The sequence below is a fragment of the Limnohabitans sp. WS1 genome, from assembly GCF_003063265.1.
In the GTDB taxonomy this organism is placed as follows: Bacteria; Pseudomonadota; Gammaproteobacteria; order Burkholderiales; family Burkholderiaceae_C; genus Limnohabitans_A.
Window position 1 is genome coordinate 38381 of sequence record NZ_NERU01000006.1, and the last position, 16989, is coordinate 55369.

20 protein-coding genes are annotated in these 16989 nt (G+C 61.4%); 12 read left to right on the forward strand and 8 right to left on the reverse strand.

The features are described 5' to 3' along the window. Window positions 1-6 precede the first annotated feature (6 nt). Both B9Z48_RS09630 and B9Z48_RS09635 read left to right on the forward strand, forming a co-directional pair. A complete protein-coding gene (locus B9Z48_RS09630; RefSeq protein WP_108378003.1) occupies window positions 7-291 on the forward strand; it encodes a hypothetical protein in 285 nt (94 codons plus the stop codon). Beyond that, window positions 257-793, forward strand: coding sequence for a TA system VapC family ribonuclease toxin (locus B9Z48_RS09635; RefSeq protein WP_089958899.1), 537 nt, complete (start codon window positions 257-259; stop codon window positions 791-793). The genes B9Z48_RS09630 and B9Z48_RS09635 overlap by 35 nt, the downstream gene beginning before the upstream one ends. 11 nt (window positions 794-804) lie before the next feature. On the opposite strand, the gene B9Z48_RS09640 is transcribed toward B9Z48_RS09635, so the two are convergent. From B9Z48_RS09640 to B9Z48_RS09655, 4 genes are all read right to left on the reverse strand, one after another. After that, window positions 805-1719 carry a tripartite tricarboxylate transporter substrate binding protein gene (locus B9Z48_RS09640; protein ID WP_089959130.1) on the reverse strand — a complete coding sequence of 305 codons (915 nt, stop codon included), beginning with the start codon at window positions 1717-1719 and terminating at the stop codon, window positions 805-807. A gap of 174 nt (window positions 1720-1893) precedes the next feature. Then, window positions 1894-2391 (reverse strand): hypothetical protein, encoded by a 498-nt coding sequence (locus tag B9Z48_RS09645; protein ID WP_228769260.1) that lies wholly within the window; start codon window positions 2389-2391, stop codon window positions 1894-1896. A gap of 84 nt (window positions 2392-2475) precedes the next feature. Beyond that, window positions 2476-3771, reverse strand: a complete 1296-nt coding sequence (hemL, locus tag B9Z48_RS09650; protein ID WP_089958895.1) for a glutamate-1-semialdehyde 2,1-aminomutase — start codon at window positions 3769-3771, stop codon at window positions 2476-2478. A gap of 17 nt (window positions 3772-3788) precedes the next feature. Beyond that, on the reverse strand, window positions 3789-4667 hold the full coding sequence (locus B9Z48_RS09655) for a bifunctional hydroxymethylpyrimidine kinase/phosphomethylpyrimidine kinase (RefSeq protein ID WP_228769267.1): 879 nt from the start codon (window positions 4665-4667) through the stop codon (window positions 3789-3791). 167 nt (window positions 4668-4834) lie between these two features. Here B9Z48_RS09655 and B9Z48_RS09660 point away from each other — a divergent pair, with 167 nt between their 5' ends. Continuing rightward, window positions 4835-5005, forward strand: a complete 171-nt coding sequence (locus B9Z48_RS09660) for a rubredoxin (protein WP_089958888.1) — start codon at window positions 4835-4837, stop codon at window positions 5003-5005. 105 nt (window positions 5006-5110) lie between these two features. Here the strand turns inward: B9Z48_RS09660 and B9Z48_RS09665 are convergent, their stop codons facing one another. After that, complete coding sequence (locus B9Z48_RS09665; RefSeq protein ID WP_108378005.1) at window positions 5111-6589, reverse strand: deoxyribodipyrimidine photo-lyase; 1479 nt, start codon at window positions 6587-6589, stop codon at window positions 5111-5113. A gap of 73 nt (window positions 6590-6662) precedes the next feature. Between B9Z48_RS09665 and B9Z48_RS09670 the strand changes: the two genes are divergently transcribed. From B9Z48_RS09670 to B9Z48_RS09695, 6 genes are all read left to right on the forward strand, one after another. Then, entirely contained in the window at window positions 6663-7286 is a 624-nt protein-coding gene (locus B9Z48_RS09670) for a YqgE/AlgH family protein (protein WP_108378007.1), read from the forward strand. Continuing rightward, window positions 7283-7699 (forward strand): Holliday junction resolvase RuvX, encoded by a 417-nt coding sequence (gene ruvX, locus B9Z48_RS09675; RefSeq protein WP_108378009.1) that lies wholly within the window; start codon window positions 7283-7285, stop codon window positions 7697-7699. Before B9Z48_RS09670 ends, ruvX begins: the two co-directional genes overlap by 4 nt. After that, a complete protein-coding gene (pyrR, locus tag B9Z48_RS09680) occupies window positions 7696-8205 on the forward strand; it encodes a bifunctional pyr operon transcriptional regulator/uracil phosphoribosyltransferase PyrR (RefSeq protein ID WP_089958869.1) in 510 nt (169 codons plus the stop codon). Before ruvX ends, pyrR begins: the two co-directional genes overlap by 4 nt. Window positions 8206-8238: 33 nt before the next feature. Further along, window positions 8239-9204, forward strand: coding sequence for an aspartate carbamoyltransferase catalytic subunit (locus B9Z48_RS09685; protein WP_089958866.1), 966 nt, complete (start codon window positions 8239-8241; stop codon window positions 9202-9204). Between the two features lie 11 nt (window positions 9205-9215). Continuing rightward, the gene (locus B9Z48_RS09690; RefSeq protein ID WP_089958862.1) at window positions 9216-10511 is read left to right on the forward strand and encodes a dihydroorotase; all 1296 of its coding nucleotides are present in this window, start codon (window positions 9216-9218) and stop codon (window positions 10509-10511) included. Window positions 10512-10597: 86 nt separating this feature from the next. Continuing rightward, a complete protein-coding gene (locus B9Z48_RS09695) occupies window positions 10598-11335 on the forward strand; it encodes a 1-acyl-sn-glycerol-3-phosphate acyltransferase (protein ID WP_089958859.1) in 738 nt (245 codons plus the stop codon). A gap of 95 nt (window positions 11336-11430) precedes the next feature. Here B9Z48_RS09695 and B9Z48_RS09700 read toward each other — a convergent pair whose 3' ends face one another. Continuing rightward, window positions 11431-11745: a CcdB family protein gene (locus tag B9Z48_RS09700; protein ID WP_089958854.1), complete on the reverse strand. Its 315-nt coding sequence runs from the start codon at window positions 11743-11745 to the stop codon at window positions 11431-11433. A gap of 205 nt (window positions 11746-11950) precedes the next feature. Here B9Z48_RS09700 and B9Z48_RS09705 point away from each other — a divergent pair, with 205 nt between their 5' ends. Genes B9Z48_RS09705 through B9Z48_RS09715 form a run of 3 tightly spaced genes read left to right on the forward strand, consistent with a single transcriptional unit; the run spans window position 11951 to window position 14374 of the window. Further along, window positions 11951-12790, forward strand: a complete 840-nt coding sequence (locus tag B9Z48_RS09705) for an oxidoreductase (RefSeq protein ID WP_108378202.1) — start codon at window positions 11951-11953, stop codon at window positions 12788-12790. Between the two features lie 42 nt (window positions 12791-12832). Next, a complete protein-coding gene (locus B9Z48_RS09710) occupies window positions 12833-13852 on the forward strand; it encodes an AraC family transcriptional regulator (RefSeq protein WP_108378011.1) in 1020 nt (339 codons plus the stop codon). A 12-nt stretch (window positions 13853-13864) separates the two neighbouring features. Continuing rightward, window positions 13865-14374: a hypothetical protein gene (locus B9Z48_RS09715; protein WP_108378013.1), complete on the forward strand. Its 510-nt coding sequence runs from the start codon at window positions 13865-13867 to the stop codon at window positions 14372-14374. A gap of 110 nt (window positions 14375-14484) precedes the next feature. Here the strand turns inward: B9Z48_RS09715 and B9Z48_RS09720 are convergent, their stop codons facing one another. Together B9Z48_RS09720 and B9Z48_RS09725 are read right to left on the reverse strand one after the other, a co-directional pair. Further along, on the reverse strand, window positions 14485-15342 hold the full coding sequence (locus B9Z48_RS09720) for a DUF3800 domain-containing protein (protein WP_146186259.1): 858 nt from the start codon (window positions 15340-15342) through the stop codon (window positions 14485-14487). A 118-nt stretch (window positions 15343-15460) separates the two neighbouring features. Then, window positions 15461-16888: an 8-oxoguanine deaminase gene (locus B9Z48_RS09725; RefSeq protein ID WP_108378017.1), complete on the reverse strand. Its 1428-nt coding sequence runs from the start codon at window positions 16886-16888 to the stop codon at window positions 15461-15463. Window positions 16889-16989: the final 101 nt, after the last annotated feature.

Consider the following 16989-nt stretch of genomic DNA (forward strand, 5'->3'; position numbering starts at 1 on the left):
GCAGACATGCGAACTTCACTTGATTTTCCCGACGCGCTGTTCAAGCACCTCAAAACCCGTGCAGCCCAAGAGGGCCGGACCCTGCGCGACCTGGTCATTGAGCTGGTGGAGCGGGGCTTGACCGCCCGCGAGGTGGTGGACCCGCAAAAGCGGTTTGAGGCCAGGCCACTGATCATTCCAAACCAAGGCCCATTGCCGCTGCATCTGAGCAAATTGACCAATGCCGATTTGTATGAATTGATCAACGAGGAAGACGATGAGCGAACCATCCAGCTCTTGGGGCGTGGCTGAGGCCTCGGCCAACTGGCGATTGGCAGCGGGTGATTTGCTCGATGTGAATGTGTGGGTGGGGCTGTGCAGTGCCGCTCACCCGTTTCATTCGCAGGCCATGCGCTACTGGAAATCGGCATGCGAAGCAGCAACGCCTTTGTGGTTTTGCCGCAGCACCATGATGGGTTTGGTGCGCGTGCTGTCGCAGCCCCGGGCGATGGGCCCCAATGTGTTGAATCTGACGCAGGCCATGGCCATGTACCGCCAATGGCTGGAAACGCCAGCCGTGGGATTGTTGGCCGACCCGCCTGGTTTGGATGACGCCATTGCGCAGTTACTGGGGCGTCGCGGTGAGCCCCAGCCCATTCGCTTGTGGACCGACATGTGCTTGGCGGCCACAGCCCAAAGCGCAGGCCTGCGCATGGTCACCTTCGACCGTGACTTTGAGCGTTTTGGGCTGACGCGTTGCCTGGTGTTGCCAACCGACGCCAAGCCCCACACCAACTCAGACACCGCGCTCTGAGCGCATTCACATCAGTCGGCCTTGATGCCTTGGTCCTTGATCAGGCGGGCCCAGCGCTCGGCGTCGCGCTCGACCAGTTGGGCAAAGGCTTGTGGGGTGCTGCCGCTGGGGTCCATGCCTTGTGAAACAAATGCTTTTTGCACGTCTTCACCGCCGAGCAGTTGGTTGATCTCGCGGTTGTAGAGGTTGACGATGTCGGCTGGTGTGCCTTTGGGGGCAAAAAAGCCATACCACATGTCCACGTTGACATTGCCTGCTTTGGCCTCGGCCAAGGTGGGCAGATCGGGCAGCAGGGCGTGGCGCTTGTCACTGCCAATGCCCAGCGCCACCAGTCGGCCAGATCGGATGTGCGGCAAGGCCACATGAATGGGCAAGAACATCGCGTCCACCTGGCCGCCGAGCAAATCGGTCACGGCCGGGCCGGTGCCCCGGTAGGGAATGTGGGTCAGAAACACCCGGGCGGTGTTTTTAAACAGCTCCATCGACAAATGGTGTGGCGTGCCCACGCCGGGTGATGCGTAATTGATGCGGCCTGGCGACTGGCGTGCACCTTGCACCAATTCGCCTGCGGTTTTGTAGCCGGTTTTGGGGTGCGTCACCAGCAGCAGTTGCCCCCAGCTGGTTTGCGAGACGGCCGTCAGGTCTTTCACCGCATCAAAACTCAGGCCCGGGTACAGCGCCCGGTTCATGACCAAAGTATTGACGCTCACCAGCAAGGTGGCACCATCGGGCGCGGCGCGGACCACGGCTTCGGTGCCGATGTTGCCGGATGCACCTACACGGTTTTCGACCACCACCGGGCGGTTCAGGCGCTGCGAGAGTTTGGGCCCCAAGGTGCGGGCGATCAGGTCAATGCCGGTGCCGGGGGTGAAGGGCACGATCAGTTTCAGGGGCGCTTGGCTGGCTGCAGATTGAGCCCAAGCCAAGGGGGCAGCGCCCAAACTCAAAAGGCTGGCACCCAGCAAGGTGCTCAGTTGGCGGCGTGACGGGTTCATGGGGCGATCTCCAAGTGTTTTTGGTCAATGGTCATTATTGAAGAGCCCAGCTGTGCCTTGTACCTCTGGAGTCCCTTCACCTGTCGTGTGCCGGACAGTGCCGTGTCAGCGTAAACGGTATTTGAGTTGAAAACTGACCGCACCATACAGCCGGTCTTTGAGGGGCGGCACCAGCGCCACGTTCAGGCCCCAGTGCTGGCCTTCCAGGCTGGCGGTGGGAATGAGGGCTGGAAACCAGCCACCCTCGTAAGCATTGGGGTAACCGTTGAAAGCCCCGGCCACCATGCCCAGCTTCACGCCGGCCCAAGTCCAGGGTTGGTAGTAGGCACCCACATAGTTGGAGTTGGCGTTGTTGCTGTTGCGAAAGCGCCCCGCTGTGGCTGACCAGGTGTCGTCAATGCGGTATTCGAAGCCGATGCCGGGGTTGGCGTTGCGCAGGCCTTGGTTGGTGTCAAAGTGGGCCGAGTAAAACCCGGCGTTGACCCACAGGCGGCTGGCGTCGAACTCTGCTTTTGCTGCGCTGCCTAATGTGCACAGCAAAACCAAGCTGAGGGCTTTGAGGGAAGAGCCCAAGACCAGATCAGGTGGAACTGGCAATTTCATCGGTGTCTCTCCATACAAGCCCAAGTTGCAGGCGGCGTTTTTGGGGCGTGTGCCACGCCCATCGCCCACAGGGCTCCCACAAAGTCAGAGGGTTTTGAATACCTCGCCTGCCACCCGTACCGTCTCGGCGATGTCGGCTTCAGTGTGGGCGGCGCTCACAAAACCGGCTTCGTACAAAGCGGGCGCGATGTAGACACCGCCGTCCAGCAGGCCGTGGAACAGTTTGTTGAACTTGGGGCTGTCGCTGGTCATGACCTGGGCGTAGTTTTGCGCCAACTCGGGCAGCAAGAAAAAGCCAAACATGCCGCCTTGGCAGTCGGCGCTGAAGGGCACGCCCGCATGGGCCGCAACACCTTTGAGACCGTCGACCAAACTTTGCGTGCGAGCACTCAACGCATCCCAAAAGCCGGGCTTGGCGATCTCGCGCAGTGTGGCCAAGCCGCAGGCGGTGGCCACCGGGTTGCCGCTGAGCGTGCCCGCCTGGTAGACCGGGCCGGTGGGGGCCAACTCGCGCATGATCTCGCGCGGGCCGCCAAAGGCCGCCAGTGGCATGCCGCCGCCAATGACCTTGCCCAGCACCGTCATGTCGGGCTTGAAGCCGGGGATCAATTTGGCGTACACGCTTTGTGCGCTGCCCAGGGCCACGCGAAAGCCCGACATGACTTCGTCAAACACCAGCAAGGCACCGTGTTCGGTGCACAGCTCGCGGCAGCGCGTCATGAAGGGCACGCTGGCGCGCACAAAGTTCATGTTGCCTGCAATGGGCTCGATCATCACGCAGGCCAGTTCCTTGCCGTGCAGGGCAAAGGCTTCTTCCAGCGCTGTGATGTTGTTGTACTCCAGCACCAGGGTGTCGCGCACCACTTCGGGTGGCACACCGGCGCTGGTGGGGTTGCCAAAGGTGGCCAGGCCCGAGCCGGCCTTGACGAGCAGCGCGTCGGCGTGGCCGTGGTAACAGCCTTCGAACTTGATGAACTTGGTGCGGCCGGTGGCGCCCCGTGCTAGGCGCAGCGCGCTCATGCCCGCTTCGGTGCCCGAGCTGACCAGGCGCACCATCTCCATGGACGGTACATGCTTGAGGATTTCTTCGGCCAGTTCGATCTCGCGCTCGGTCGGGGCACCAAACGAGAAGCCGTCCAGTGCCGCTTTTTGAACGGCTTCAAGCACGGCGGGGTGACCGTGGCCCAGGATCATCGGGCCCCAGGAGCCGATGTAATCGATGTATTTTTGGCCGTTGGCGTCCCAAAAATAGGCGCCCTGGGCACGTTGCACAAAGCGGGGTGTTCCGCCCACGGCGCGAAATGCGCGAACGGGAGAATTCACCCCCCCGGGGATCACCTGGGCGGCGCGGTCAAAAAGGGTTTGGTTGCGATCAGTCATGGGGTGTGTCTCCGGCTTCAGTGTTTGGTTTCGTTGAAAGGCACTTCAAAATAATCGGCCCCTGGGTGCCCTTCGGGGTCGGCTTCGTCGTCGGTCTCTTCGTCATCGGGCAGGGCCCAAAACAAGCGATCCGGGATGACCTGACCCATGCCGGGGCGAAAGCCTTCGCTCAGGCAGCGGTCCAGATAATGCAGGGCTTCGCTGGTGGCTTCAGGCAGGTCCATGCCGGTGGCCAGCAATGCGGCCAAAGCCGCGGTGAGCGTGTCACCCGCACCGGCAAATACAGCTTCAATGTGCTCGAATTTCTCGTGGGCCATGACCGACTCAGGTGACGTCAACACGTTGTCGATGTGCTGCTCGGGCAAGGGCAAGCCGGTCACCAGGGTGTAGGGCACCCCCCATTCGCTGGCGGCCTTGGCAATGTCGCGTGGACCGGGGTTGCGCTGCCCTGTCCATTCGGGCAAGAGCCAGCGTCGCAGCGTGCTGTGGTGGCCGATCAAGACGCTGGTCTGCGGCAACAGCAGTTCGCGAAAGGCGTCCAGGTAAGCGTCGATTTTGTCTTCGTCCCACCACGACAAGTTGGGCATGTAGGCCACCACCGGCACACCTTCGTAGTCATCGGCCAACTCGGCAATCGCACTCAAGTTTTCAGGGGTGCCCACAAAACCAACCTTGATGACCTGCACCGGAACGTCTTCGGCCATGGTGCGGGCCTGGTCGTTCACGGCTTCGCTGTCCAAGGGATAAAAGTCGGTGATGCTGGTGGTGTCTCGCACGTAGGCACCGGTGCACACGGGCAGGCAATGCGCCCCCACTGACGCCATGGCGACCGCATCGCAGCTCAAGCCCCCGGCACCACTGGGATCGTTGGCATTGAAGGACAGGACACAGGCCATGAGGGCAGGCTCTTGGTCGGCAAACAGCTGTTCAAGGTCGGGGTCGTGGCTGAAGTCGGTCATTAAAAGGGCGAATCTCAGGTGCTTCAGAATGATGTACGGGGCGATCGTTGAACGGCCCGATACAATCAATTCATTCTATTCGACTCTCTGATTGCGACACTGTGATGGAACTCAAAACTTGGATGTGCCTGATTTGCGGCTGGATCTACGACGAAGCCGAGGGCGATCCCGAGCATGGCATTGCTCCCGGCACCAAATGGGAAGACGTGCCCATGAACTGGACTTGCCCCGAATGCGCCGCCCGCAAAGAAGACTTTGAGATGGTCGCGATCTGATCGGCATTCGCATGCCGTAGGTCGGTGGCTTCAGCCCCGACAAATCCGGTGGGCCAAGTGTCGGAGCCGAAGCTCCGACCTACAACGAGCACCCGTATCGCAGCCTTATTCAGACAGTGTTTTCTTGACCAAGGCATAGCGGGCCAGCGTTTTTTCGCGGGCTTGGGCGTGGTCCACGATGGGGGCCGGGTAGGTTTTGCCGATCACAACCCCTGCCGCTTGCAATTCCATGGGTTTGGCCAGCCAAGGCGCGTGCAACGCGGCCGTGGGCAAGTCCGCCAATTCCGGCACATAGCGGCGGATGAACTTGCCATCTGGGTCGAACTTTTCGCTTTGGCTGATCGGGTTGAAGATGCGAAAGTAGGGCTGCGCGTCACAGCCGCTGGAGCTGGCCCACTGCCAACCGCCGTTGTTGGCCGATAAATCAAAGTCGTTCAGGTGGGTGGCGAAGTACTTTTCGCCCCAGCGCCAGTCAATGCCCAAGTCCTTCACCAAAAAGCTCGCGACCACCATGCGCAAGCGGTTGTGCATGTAGCCCGTCTGGTTGATCTGGCGCATGGCCGCGTCGACCAGCGGGTAGCCGGTGCGCGCTTCGCACCAGGCGTCAAACAACTTGTGGGCGTGCGGGCCGTGCTCCCAGTGGATGGCGTCGTAGTCGGGCTTGAAGCTTTGGCCTTGGCCCACATGCGCAAAGTTGTGCAGCACCTGCACATAAAAGTCGCGCCAAATCAGCTCCGACAGCCAAACACTGGCCCCCACGCTGCCGGCCAGCATGCGCGGGTGCGCCTCGCGGGCCAGTTGGCGGATCGACACCGTGCCAAAGCGCAAATGCACACTCAAATAACTGGGGCCTTTGACAGCCGGAAAGTTGCGTGTGTCCTCGTACTGGTCGATGCGGGTCAAAAAGTCTTGCAGCAAAGCCTGGGCACCCGATTCGCCGGTGGGGATTTTCAGGGCTTTGAGGTTGGTGATTTCAAAATCAAGGTCCTGCAGCGCAGGCACGGCTTGGGCCAAGTCATCCGGCCTTGGGGCCAGCCGCTGGGCCATGGATGCCACGTCAAAGGCCTGCAGGTCCTCCGGCCTGACTTTTTTCAGCCAAGCGTTTTTGTAGGGCGTGAACACGCTGAAGGGCTTGGCCATCTGGGTCAGCACCTCGTTGCGCTCAAACACCACATGGTCCTTGAAGGTGTGCAGCACGATGCCATGGTCCGCCAGGTGGCCGCGCACCTGGATGTCGCGGACCAGCGCCAGGGGCTCGTCGTCGTGGTTGGCAAACACGGCCTGGGCCTGCAGGTGCTGGGCCAGTTTGACGATTTTGTCTTTGGCCACGCCGTGGCGCACGATGAGGCCCGCCTGCGGGTGACCCGACATTTCCCGCAAACGGGCATCGACTTCGACCAGTGACTCACGGATGAACTCGACCCGGCGGTCGGCGCGGGGCAGGGTGTCCAGGATCTCGGTGTCGAAAACAAACACCACATGCACCCGCTGGCAGTGCTTCAGGGCTTGATGCAGGGCTGCGTGGTCACTCACGCGCAGGTCGCGCCGCAGCCAGACCAGGCCGCAAGAAAAAGGGGTTTGCATGGGGTAAGCCGGGTTGTATCAAACAATGCACATCTGGCCCAAACAGAGGAGACGGGGCCGCTAAAATCGGTGCATGACCGCCGATTCTGCCTCCATTGACCTCAAGCATCATTTCCTGATCGCCATGCCCGGGTTGGAGGACGAGACATTTGCCCGCAGCGTCATCTACATGTGCGAGCACAGCCCCCGCGGTGCCATGGGCTTGATCATCAACAAACCCTCTGACATCAGCATGCGCCTTTTGTTTGACAAGGTGGAGCTGCCCTTGCGCCGGGAAGACCTGATGCAAAACCCGGTGGGCCACGGCGGCCCGGTACAAACCGAGCGCGGCTTTGTGCTGCACGACCCTTTGCGCCCCCTCGTGCACGATCCACTGCGCATGGATAAACCCGAACAAGAAGGCTCGGCCTACGCCTCCACCCTCACCGTGCCTGGGGGTCTGGAGATGACGACCTCGCGCGACGTGCTCGAAGCCCTGTCGTCTGGCGCTGGACCGCGCCGTGTGCTGGTCACGCTGGGTTATTCGTCCTGGGGCGAAGGTCAACTCGAATCCGAGCTGGGTGAAAACACCTGGCTCACGGTGCCCGCCTCGGCCGAGGTGATTTTTGATGTACCCATGGCCGAGCGCTACGACCGAGCCCTGGACTTGCTGGGCCTCAAAAGCTGGATGCTCTCGCCAGACGCGGGGCACGCATGAGCAGCACGCCCGAGAGCACCGTCCCCGCCAATCACCAGAGTTTTCTGGCCTTTGACTACGGTCTCAAGCGCACCGGCGTGGCCGTGGGCAACCGCCTGATGAAGTCGGCCACGCCCCAAGGCACCATCGCCGCCGAGGGTGATGCCCGGTTTGAACACATCGCCAAACGCATCAAAGAATGGCAACCCGATGCGCTGGTGATCGGTGTGCCTCTCCATCCCGACGGCGGTGAGCACGAGAACACCTTGCGCGCCCGCAAGTTCGGCCGTCAACTGCGCGGCCGCTTTGGCCTGGTGGTGTACGAAGTGGATGAGCGGTACACCACCACCGAAGCCCACTCTTACGGGGCCAAAGACGCCGATGCGGCGGCGGCGGCGATCATTCTTGACCAATTCTTAAGGAGCCTGCCATGAGTGCTTTGGCGTTGAATGCAGAAGCCCTGTACCTGGAGCTGCTGCGCGGCGTGCGCAGCCTGTGTCAGGCCAATACCCGCTTGGTCGGCATTACCTCGGGTGGGGCCTGGCTGGCCCAGCGCCTGCAACGTGACTTGGGCTTGCCCGGTGAGTCGGGTCAGGTGTCTTCGGTCATGCACCGCGACGACTTTGCCCAACGCGGCTTGTCGGCTGGTGGTCAGACCAGCTTGCCGTTCGAGGTCGACGGTGCCGACATCCTGGTGCTGGACGATGTGCTCTACACCGGCCGCACCATCCGCGCCGTGCTGAACGAAATTTTTGACTACGGCCGCCCCGCCCGCGTGCAGCTGGCCGTGTTGGTGGACCGGGGTGGACGGCAGCTGCCCATTCAGGCCGACTTTGCCGCCGCCCGCGTGGCCTTGCCCGAGACGCAATCGCTGGCGCTGGCCCGCGATGCGGCGGGCAATTTCAGTTTTGACGTGGAGATCAAAGCCGCGCTTTCTTGAAGGCACTTCAACAGGCCACGAGGTGAAAAAAACATGCTCTACAAACGCAACAACCCCCAACTCAACAAAAACGGCGAGCTGATCCACCTGCTCTCCACCGAGGGCCTGTCCAAGGACATCCTGACCCACATTCTGGACACGGCGGCCAGCTTCGTCAGCGTAAGCGACCGCGAGGTGAAAAAGGTGCCTCTTTTGCGCGGCAAAAGCGTGTTCAACCTGTTTTTTGAAAACAGCACCCGCACCCGCACCACCTTCGACATCGCCGCCACCCGCCTGTCGGCTGATGTCTACACGCTCGACATTGCGCGCTCGTCGGCCAGCAAAGGTGAGTCCTTGCTGGACACCATCGCCAACCTGAGCGCCATGGCGGCCGATATCTTTGTGGTTCGCCACAGCGAGTCGGGTGCGCCGTATTTGATCGCGCAACACGTCGCGCCCCATGTGCATGTGGTCAACGCGGGCGATGGGCGTCACGCCCACCCCACCCAGGGCCTGCTGGACATGTACACCATCCGGCACTACAAAAAAGATTTCACCAACCTCACCGTGGCCATCGTGGGTGACGTGTTGCATTCGCGTGTGGCCCGCTCCGACATCCACGCGTTGACCACCTTGGGTTGCGCCGAAGTGCGTGTGGTCGGCCCCAAAACCCTGGTGCCCGCCGACATGGCGCAAATGGGTGTGCGCGTCTTCAACAACCTCGAAGAAGGCATCAAGGGCTGCGACGTGGTCATCATGCTGCGCCTGCAAAACGAGCGCATGAGCGGGGCACTGCTGCCCTCCAGCCAGGAGTACTTTGAGAGCTTTGGCCTCACCCCCGAAAAACTGCAATTGGCCAAGCCCGACGCCATCGTCATGCACCCCGGCCCCATCAACCGCGGGGTCGAGATCGACTCGGCTGTGGTCGACGGCCAGCAAAGCGTGATCCTGCCGCAAGTGACCTTCGGCATCGCGGTGCGCATGGCGGTGATGAGCATCGTCGCGGGCAACGAGGCGTGAGGACAGACAACATGAAATTACTCATTCAAAACGGCCGTGTGATCGACCCCGCCAGCGGCTTTGACCAAAAGGTGGACTTGGCCATTGCGGCGGGTCGCATTGTGGCCATGGGCAAGGCCCCGACAGACTTCACGCCCAACCGGGTGATCGATGCCCAGGGCTGCATCGTCGCTCCTGGCTTGGTGGACTTGGCGGCTCGCCTGCGCGAACCCGGCCAGGAACACGCCGGCATGCTGGAGAGCGAAATGGCCGCTGCCGTGGCCGGTGGCGTGACCAGCCTGGTGTGCCCGCCCGATACCGAGCCGGTGCTCGACGAACCCGGTCTGGTCGAGATGCTGCGCTACCGCGCCGAAAAACTGCACCAGGCCCGTGTACTGCCCTTGGGCGCGCTCACCGTGGGCCTCAAGGGTGATGTGCTGACCGAGATGGGCCAGCTCACGGCCGCCGGTTGTGTAGGCTTTTCTCAGGCTGAGGTGCCGATTCCCAGCACCCAGGTGCTGCAACGCGCTTTGCAATACGCCAGCACTTTTGGCTTCACGGTCTGGCTGCGTCCGCAAGAGCTGCACCTGGGCAAGGGCGTTGCTGCCAGCGGCGCTTTGGCCACACGCATGGGCCTGTCGGGCGTGTCGGTGGCGGCTGAAACCATTGCCCTGCACACGATTTTTGAGCTGGTGCGCAGCACCCAAGCCCGTGTGCACCTGTGCCGCATCAGCAGTGCCCAAGGGGTGGATCTCATTCGCAAGGCCAAGGCCGAGGGCCTGCCCATCACGGCTGACGTGAGCATCAACTCGCTGCACCTGACCGATGCCGACATGGGCTACTTTGACAGCCGTGCTCGCCTGGTGCCCGTGCTGCGCCAGCAGCGCGACCGCGATGCCTTGCGCGCAGGCCTGGCCGACGGCACGCTGGACGTGCTGGTGTCTGACCACACCCCAGTCGATGCCGATGCCAAGGCCTTGCCCTTTGCCGAAGCCGAACCCGGCGCGACCGGCATGGAGCTGCTGTGGAGCCTGGCCCTCAAGTGGGGACAAGAGGCCGGTCTACCCGTGACCCAAGTGCTCTCGCGCATCACCGCCGACCCGTCCCGCGTGCTGGGTGCCACTTTGGGCAGCTTGCAAGATTCGGTGGGCCATCTGGCGGTGGGCGGCGTGGCCGATGTGTGTGTGCTGTCCACCGAAGGCCACTGGCTGGTGCGCGACGCTGCCCTGCGCAGCCAAGGCAAGAGCACCCCGTTTTCTGGCTACGAGTTGCCCGGTCGTGTGCTGGCCACGGTGGTGGGCGGGCAAGTGGCGTTCGAGGCCCGGTGAGCCTCGCCTGCGTGAAGCGCCCTTTGTGTGCCATCCCCGGTGCACTCTTGGGGGTGCCCTTCATTCATACACCGTGCTGCTAAGCCATGAACTCTGCAAAAGCCATCTGGAAATTCCTGCGGGGACTGTGGCATGTCTTCGTGGGCATGTGGACGATTTACTTTCGTTTTCCTCAGCTCTCACCAGAGCAAAGGGAAATGCATGTGCAAGCCTGGGCCTTGCAGTTTTTGGCGCTCTGGGGCATTCACCTCAAAGTGCTGGGCCAGCCTGTGGTCAGTGGGCCAGCGCTCATGGTGGCCAACCACATTTCGTGGCTCGACATTTTGGTCATCCACGCAGCGCGGCATTGCCGTTTTGTCTCCAAATCGGATGTGCGCGACTGGCCTTTGGTCGGCATGCTGGCCACGGGCGCGGGCACGTTGTACATTGAACGCACCAGCCGCAAAGACGCGCTGCGCATGGTCAAAGACATGGCCGATGCCATGCGAAACGGCGATGTGGTGGCCATTTTTCCTGAAGGCACCACCAGCGATGGCCGCGATCTGTTGCCCTTTCATGCCAACTTGATCCAGGCGGCCATTCAGGCCAATGCCCCGGTGCAGCCCATGTCGATTCAATTCGTGGATGCGCAAACAGGTCAAATCAGTTGGGGGCCTTGCTACATCGGTGACGATACATTGCTGGGCTCCATGTGGCGCACCCTCAAGTCGCCCCCCATTTTGGCGGTGGTTCATTTTGGTGAACTTCAGCAAGCGCATGGGCGCGACCGCCGCGCCTGGGCTCATGACTTGCGCGAACAAGTGATTCGATTGCGCGACGTCTGAACGTCAACGCCCAACGTCAACGCCCGTTCGCCCAGCCAGGCTTGCAGCGCCTTGGGCTGAGCGTTCAGCCTGCAAGCCCATGAATGGGGTATTGATCAAAGACCTGAAACCACAACATCCATGGCTGCGATCAGCAAGCCCGCTTGGGGTGCCAAATGGCCAACCCGCTGGCGCAAGCTGCGAGTGGGCAAGGGTGCCGCGTAGTGGGCCAATGCTCGACGTGCTAGGCCATTGATCATGACCATCGGGCAGAGCTTGTCCGGCGACTTTTCAGAAAATTCAATGGAAGCCAAAGGGATGCTCATGCGCGTGGCCAAGGCATCGAGCAAGTCGGTTTGAACGACAACCACAAAAGGGATGCCTTGAGCAGCGGTGTCACTGGGGTTCACATGAACGTCAAACTGAGCCATCGCGCTTTACCAAGGACGCAGGTCTGAACCCGGCCAAAGCGCAGCAAGGACGGGCGCAACGCCGATTCAAGTCTTTTGCCCGCGGCACTTGGGTATGGCCATCTGGCATCTTCGGCATGTGCATTGGCGCGATCCGATGGTGACGCTTCGCGCCCCAGCGGCGACCATCAGTTCATTCGCAACACAAGCACGAACGGAGTTTTTCATGGCATCCACATCCCCCGCAAAACAAGTGGTCCTCGTCACCGGCGCATCGTCTGGCATGGGCAAAGAAACGGCCAAGCGGCTGCTGCAAGAGGGCTTGGTGGTTTACGTCGCGGCCCGGCGTGTGGCGCAAATGGAAGACCTGCGGGCCTTGGGCGCGATACCGCTGCAGATGGACATTTCGGTGGACGCTGACATCGTCGCGGCCGTGAACACCATCACCCAGGGTCATGGGGGCATCGACGTGCTGGTGAACAACGCGGGCTTTGGCATGTACGGCGCGATGGAAGATTCAACCCTGGCCGATGCCCGCTACCAGTTTGAAGTCAACCTGTTTGGCATGGCGCGGCTCACGCAGTTGGCACTCCCCCACATGCGCCGCCAACAGGCGGGCAAGGTCATCAACATCTCGTCCATGGGCGGCAAGATGTACACGCCCTTGGGCTCGTGGTACCACGCCACCAAGCACGCGGTGGAAGGCTGGAGCGATTGCTTGCGCCTCGAGTTGACGCCCTTTGGCATTCAGGTGGTGATCATTGAGCCCGGTGTGATTGCCACCGAATGGGGCGGCGTGATGCTCGAGCCCATGCTGGCGCGTTCGGGCCAAGGCCCTTACCACGCCATGGCGCAGGGCATGGCCAAGGCGATGCGCAGCACCTACGCCAAAGCGGGTGCCGCCTCGCCGCCTTCGGTGGTGGCCGATGCCATACTGCAGGCGGTGCGTTCGCGCCGACCCAAAACCCGTTACGTCATCGGCAAAATGGCCAAGCCCCTGATGTTCATCCGCAAGTATTTCGGGGACCGCCTCTTTGACATGGCCATCATGAGCCAAGCCAAATAGTCCGACCCTCGAAACGCTCCACACGTCAGAAAGCCCCCCACCGTGAAACAGGCCACACGCTTTGCCCTGCAGATGGGTTGGAAACTGCTCATCCTCGACATGGGCTACGCCCCCGCCGATGTGCTGAGCCTGGCGCGGCTGCCGGGTGACCTGTTTGCACGCCCGGGCGGCGCGAGCTTGTCGCCCGCGCAGTACTTTGACCTGTGGCGAGGACTGGAGCAGGCCGCCGGCAAAGACGAGCTGGCACTCAAACTCGCGCAAGCCATGTCGGTAGAGGCCTTTGACCCGGCCATGTTCGCCTGCCTGTGCAGCCCCGACCTGAACACCGCGCTGCAGCGGCTGGCGCATTACAAACGCCTGATGTGCCCTTTGCACATGGTGGTCGACATCCGCGCAGACCGCACGCAAGTCACGCTCAGCTGCTATGGCAGCACCGAGCCGATTCCCCGCAGCTTGGGCGTGTCGGAGCTGGTGTTCTTCACCCAACTGGCGCGCTTGGGCACACGCGAACGCATCGAACCCTTGGCGGCTTCGGTGCCCGATTTGCCTTTGAACCTTGTGCCCTACCAGGCTTACCTGGGCTGTGCTTTGGGCACTTCTGAACAGATCCAAATGACGTTCTCGGCGCAAGATGCGCGGCGTCCTTTCTTGACCGACAACATGGCCATGTGGGCAGCGTTTGAACCTGCCCTCAACAGTCGGCTCTCTGAGTTGGATGCACAAGCGAGCCTGCGCGAGCGGGTGCGGGCCGTTTTGCTGGAGACGCTGCCCGCAGGCATCAGCAGCATCGACGCCGTGGCCCAGCGCTTGGCCATCAGCAAACGCTCTTTGCAGCGACAGTTGGCCGACGAATCGGTGGGGTTTCAAGAACTGCTCAGCGAGGTGCGCCATGAACTGGCGCGGCATTACCTGAGCCGCACCGACATTTCAGCCGGCGAGATTTCGTGGCTGCTGGGCTTTCAGGAAAGCAATTCCTTCATCCGCGCCTTCAGAAGCTGGACCGGCACCACACCTGCAGCCTATCGGCAAGGGCGCGTGGGCATGGATGCCCAGTGGCATTGAGCGGCACAGAACATGAACACAGGAGACCTGCACATGGTGAAAGACATGACGGATTATTTTGTCGGGGAAAAGCAGGAAAGCGTGCTTTTCATGCTGGCGGCCTTGATGGCGATAGGCCTGGCGGTTTGGCTGTGGTCCCACGGCCATCGCCTGCGCTGGATGGCGCTGCCTTTGGTGGTGGTGGCGCTGATGCAGCTGGTGGTGGGCGTCACCATTTTTGCGCGCACCGATGCCCAACTGGCCAAACTCAGCACGCAACTCGTGAGCGCACCAGCCGAGTTCAAACAAGCCGAAACCGCGCGCATGCAAACGGTGATGGCCAATTTCAAGCTGTACAAAAGCGTCGAGTTGGCGCTGCTCGTGCTCGGGGCCTGTCTGATCGCGTTCTTCTCCAAATGGGATGCGGCCACCGCCATCGGCATCGGCTTGGTGGTGCAGGCGGGCTTCACGCTGGCGCTGGACTTGTTTGCCGAGGCGCGTGGGGAGGCTTATTTGAGGGCGCTGGCGGGTATGGCCACTTAGAGCAGGCAAAAAGCCAAGCCAAAAAGCCGAGCAAAAAACATGGCCATGGCTATAATTTCCGCTTCGAGAGACAAAAATCGGCTCCATGCCGTGAGGTGATTCGGTTCATCCTATATCTCTCGATCCATCTTCCCAACACCCGCTCGACTTTCCAAAGTCAGCGGGTGTTCTTGATTGAAGACGGTGCTTTGTTGCTTGAATTGGCTGGCTCCTTGAGGCAAATCCAGATCCAGAACTTCCAGAATCTGGGGCCACACAAAATTCAGATACCGGACCTCGCTGCGTTCATAAAACCGTTGAAGCGCCCACAGGTAGTAGTCAACTGCTTGCAGACCCGCGTGGTCTTTGGGGAATGAGCACAGGACTTCAGTGGGTTTGGGGCGTGCTAAGCCAGATTTCTCGGGAATGGTGTCGTGCTCGATAGCGTCCACAAACGCCTTGGTGCGCGGTTTGTGTCCGCGCTGAGCGAACACAATTTTGTGGTGATTCAAGCCGTGCATCCGCGAAAAAAGGTGCCGAGTCAATTCGTCATACAGCTCGTGGCCGTCGGGGTCATAGCGGTACGCGGGGTCTATCCGGCGGCGTTGTTGGGCATAGTCAAGCAAACGCAATTTATCGCGAACCACGGCGACAAAACGCAGGTCGTGTTTCGCCAATAACTTGTAGACCAAAAACCGCACCTCAGGCGGATCGTCTTTCGCATGAAAGTGCACTGCCGTGCGTTTGCGTGCAGGGTCCAGCGAAGGCACATCCTTGAAAAAAGGGTCAGACAACAGGTCGCTGCGCAAGCGATCCAGATCTGAGGTCAGGGCCTGCACATCGCGGCATTCCAGTTTTCCAGCAATAAAAAAACGTGAACAGCCATCGGTGGCTGCTACGACTTTGCCACCTTTGCCAAACAGCGTCGGATCACCCGCCTCGTCGACAAACCAGGTCACATGCGCGGTGTGCTTGTCTTGGGTTGTCATATCTTTTTGCTCAGGTCGCATGGCCAGGCCGTTGAATTTTTTGGCGTTAACTTTGATGTCAAAAAATGGAGTTCAAATCTCTTTCGGAACTCAAGCCGTTGATTGGATCATGCGTTCATCAACTTGCCAAGGCCAGCTGCAAAGCCAGCTGGTTGTGCCGCTCGATCAGCGGCCCCATGTCCACCGTGGTGATCTGCCCTTGGCGAACCACCACGCGGCCATTCACGAGGGTGTAGTCGGCGTTGTCACTGGCGCACAGCAAGAGCGCCCCCACCGGGTCGTGCACCGCACCGCCCGCCATGCTGAGCGTGTCGGTGCGGAACAGGGCGATGTCGGCGCAATAGCCCGCTTTGATTTGCCCCAGCTCGTGGGCGCGGCCCAGCACTTCGGCGCCGCCGCGTGTGGCCAAGCGCAGGGCATCGCGGGGTGTCATGTCTGACGGACCCAAGTCACAGCCAAACACAGTGCGTCCGTTTTCGACGCGCGGTGGCTCCATCGCTCTGCCTACTCGCGCCAGCAGCATGGCTTGACGCGCTTCGTTCAGCAGGTGCGCCGCGTCGTTGCTGGCACTGCCGTCCACACCCAGGCCAATGGGCACCCCCGCGTCGAGCATTTTGCGCAGCGGCAAGATGCCGCTGGCCAGGCGCATGTTGCTGCACGGGCAGTGGGCAATGCCGGTGCGCGTGCGTGCAAACAAATACGTGCCTTCTTCGTCGAGCTTCACGCCATGGGCGTGCCACACATCGTGACCCACCCAGCCCAAGTCCTCGGCGTATTGCGCGGGGGTGCAGTTGAACTTCTCACGGGTGTACGCGATGTCGTGGTCGTTTTCTGCCAAGTGGGTGTGCAGGCGCACGCCGTGGGCGCGGGCGAGTTTTGCCGATTCACGCATCAAGTCCTGGCTCACGCTGAAGGGCGAGCAGGGCGCCACGGCCACATGCGTCATGGACCCGAAACTCGCGTCATGCCAGGTCTCGATCAGGCGCTGGGTTTCTTTCAGGATGGCGGGTTCTTTTTCGACCACGCTGTCGGGCGGCAAACCGCCTTGGCTCTCGCCCACACTCATGCTGCCGCGTGTGGCGGTGAAGCGCATGCCGATGGTGTGCGCGGCTTCAATGCTGTCGTCCAGCCGCACGCCGTTGGGGTAAATATAGAGGTGGTCACTGCTGGTGGTGCAGCCGCTCAGCAGCAGCTCGGCCATGGCCACCTGGCCAGAGACACGCACCATCTCGGGCGTCAGACCCACCCAGATGGGGTAGAGGCCCTTCAGCCAACTGAATAGCTCGGCGTTTTGCACTGACGGAATCGCCCGCGTGAGCGATTGGTACATGTGGTGGTGGGTGTTGATCAGGCCCGGCACCACCACATGGTGGCGGGCGTCGATCACTTCATCGACTTGCGTGAGCAACTCGTCGGTGTTTTCAGTGGCGGGAATGATGCGTTCGATGCGGCCGTCGCGGATCAGGAGCGAGGCGTCTTTCAGTTCGGTGTTCGCATCGTCTTGTGTGGCGATGCAACGGGCGCGGTGGATGAGCAGCGTGGTCATGGACTTGTCCTGGGCAAGGGGTGAAACAAGTCGCGGCCGAATCCCCAGGCCCCTGACTTGCAGGGGGAGGGCGAGCACCACGTTGCCGCGCGTCCCGGGCT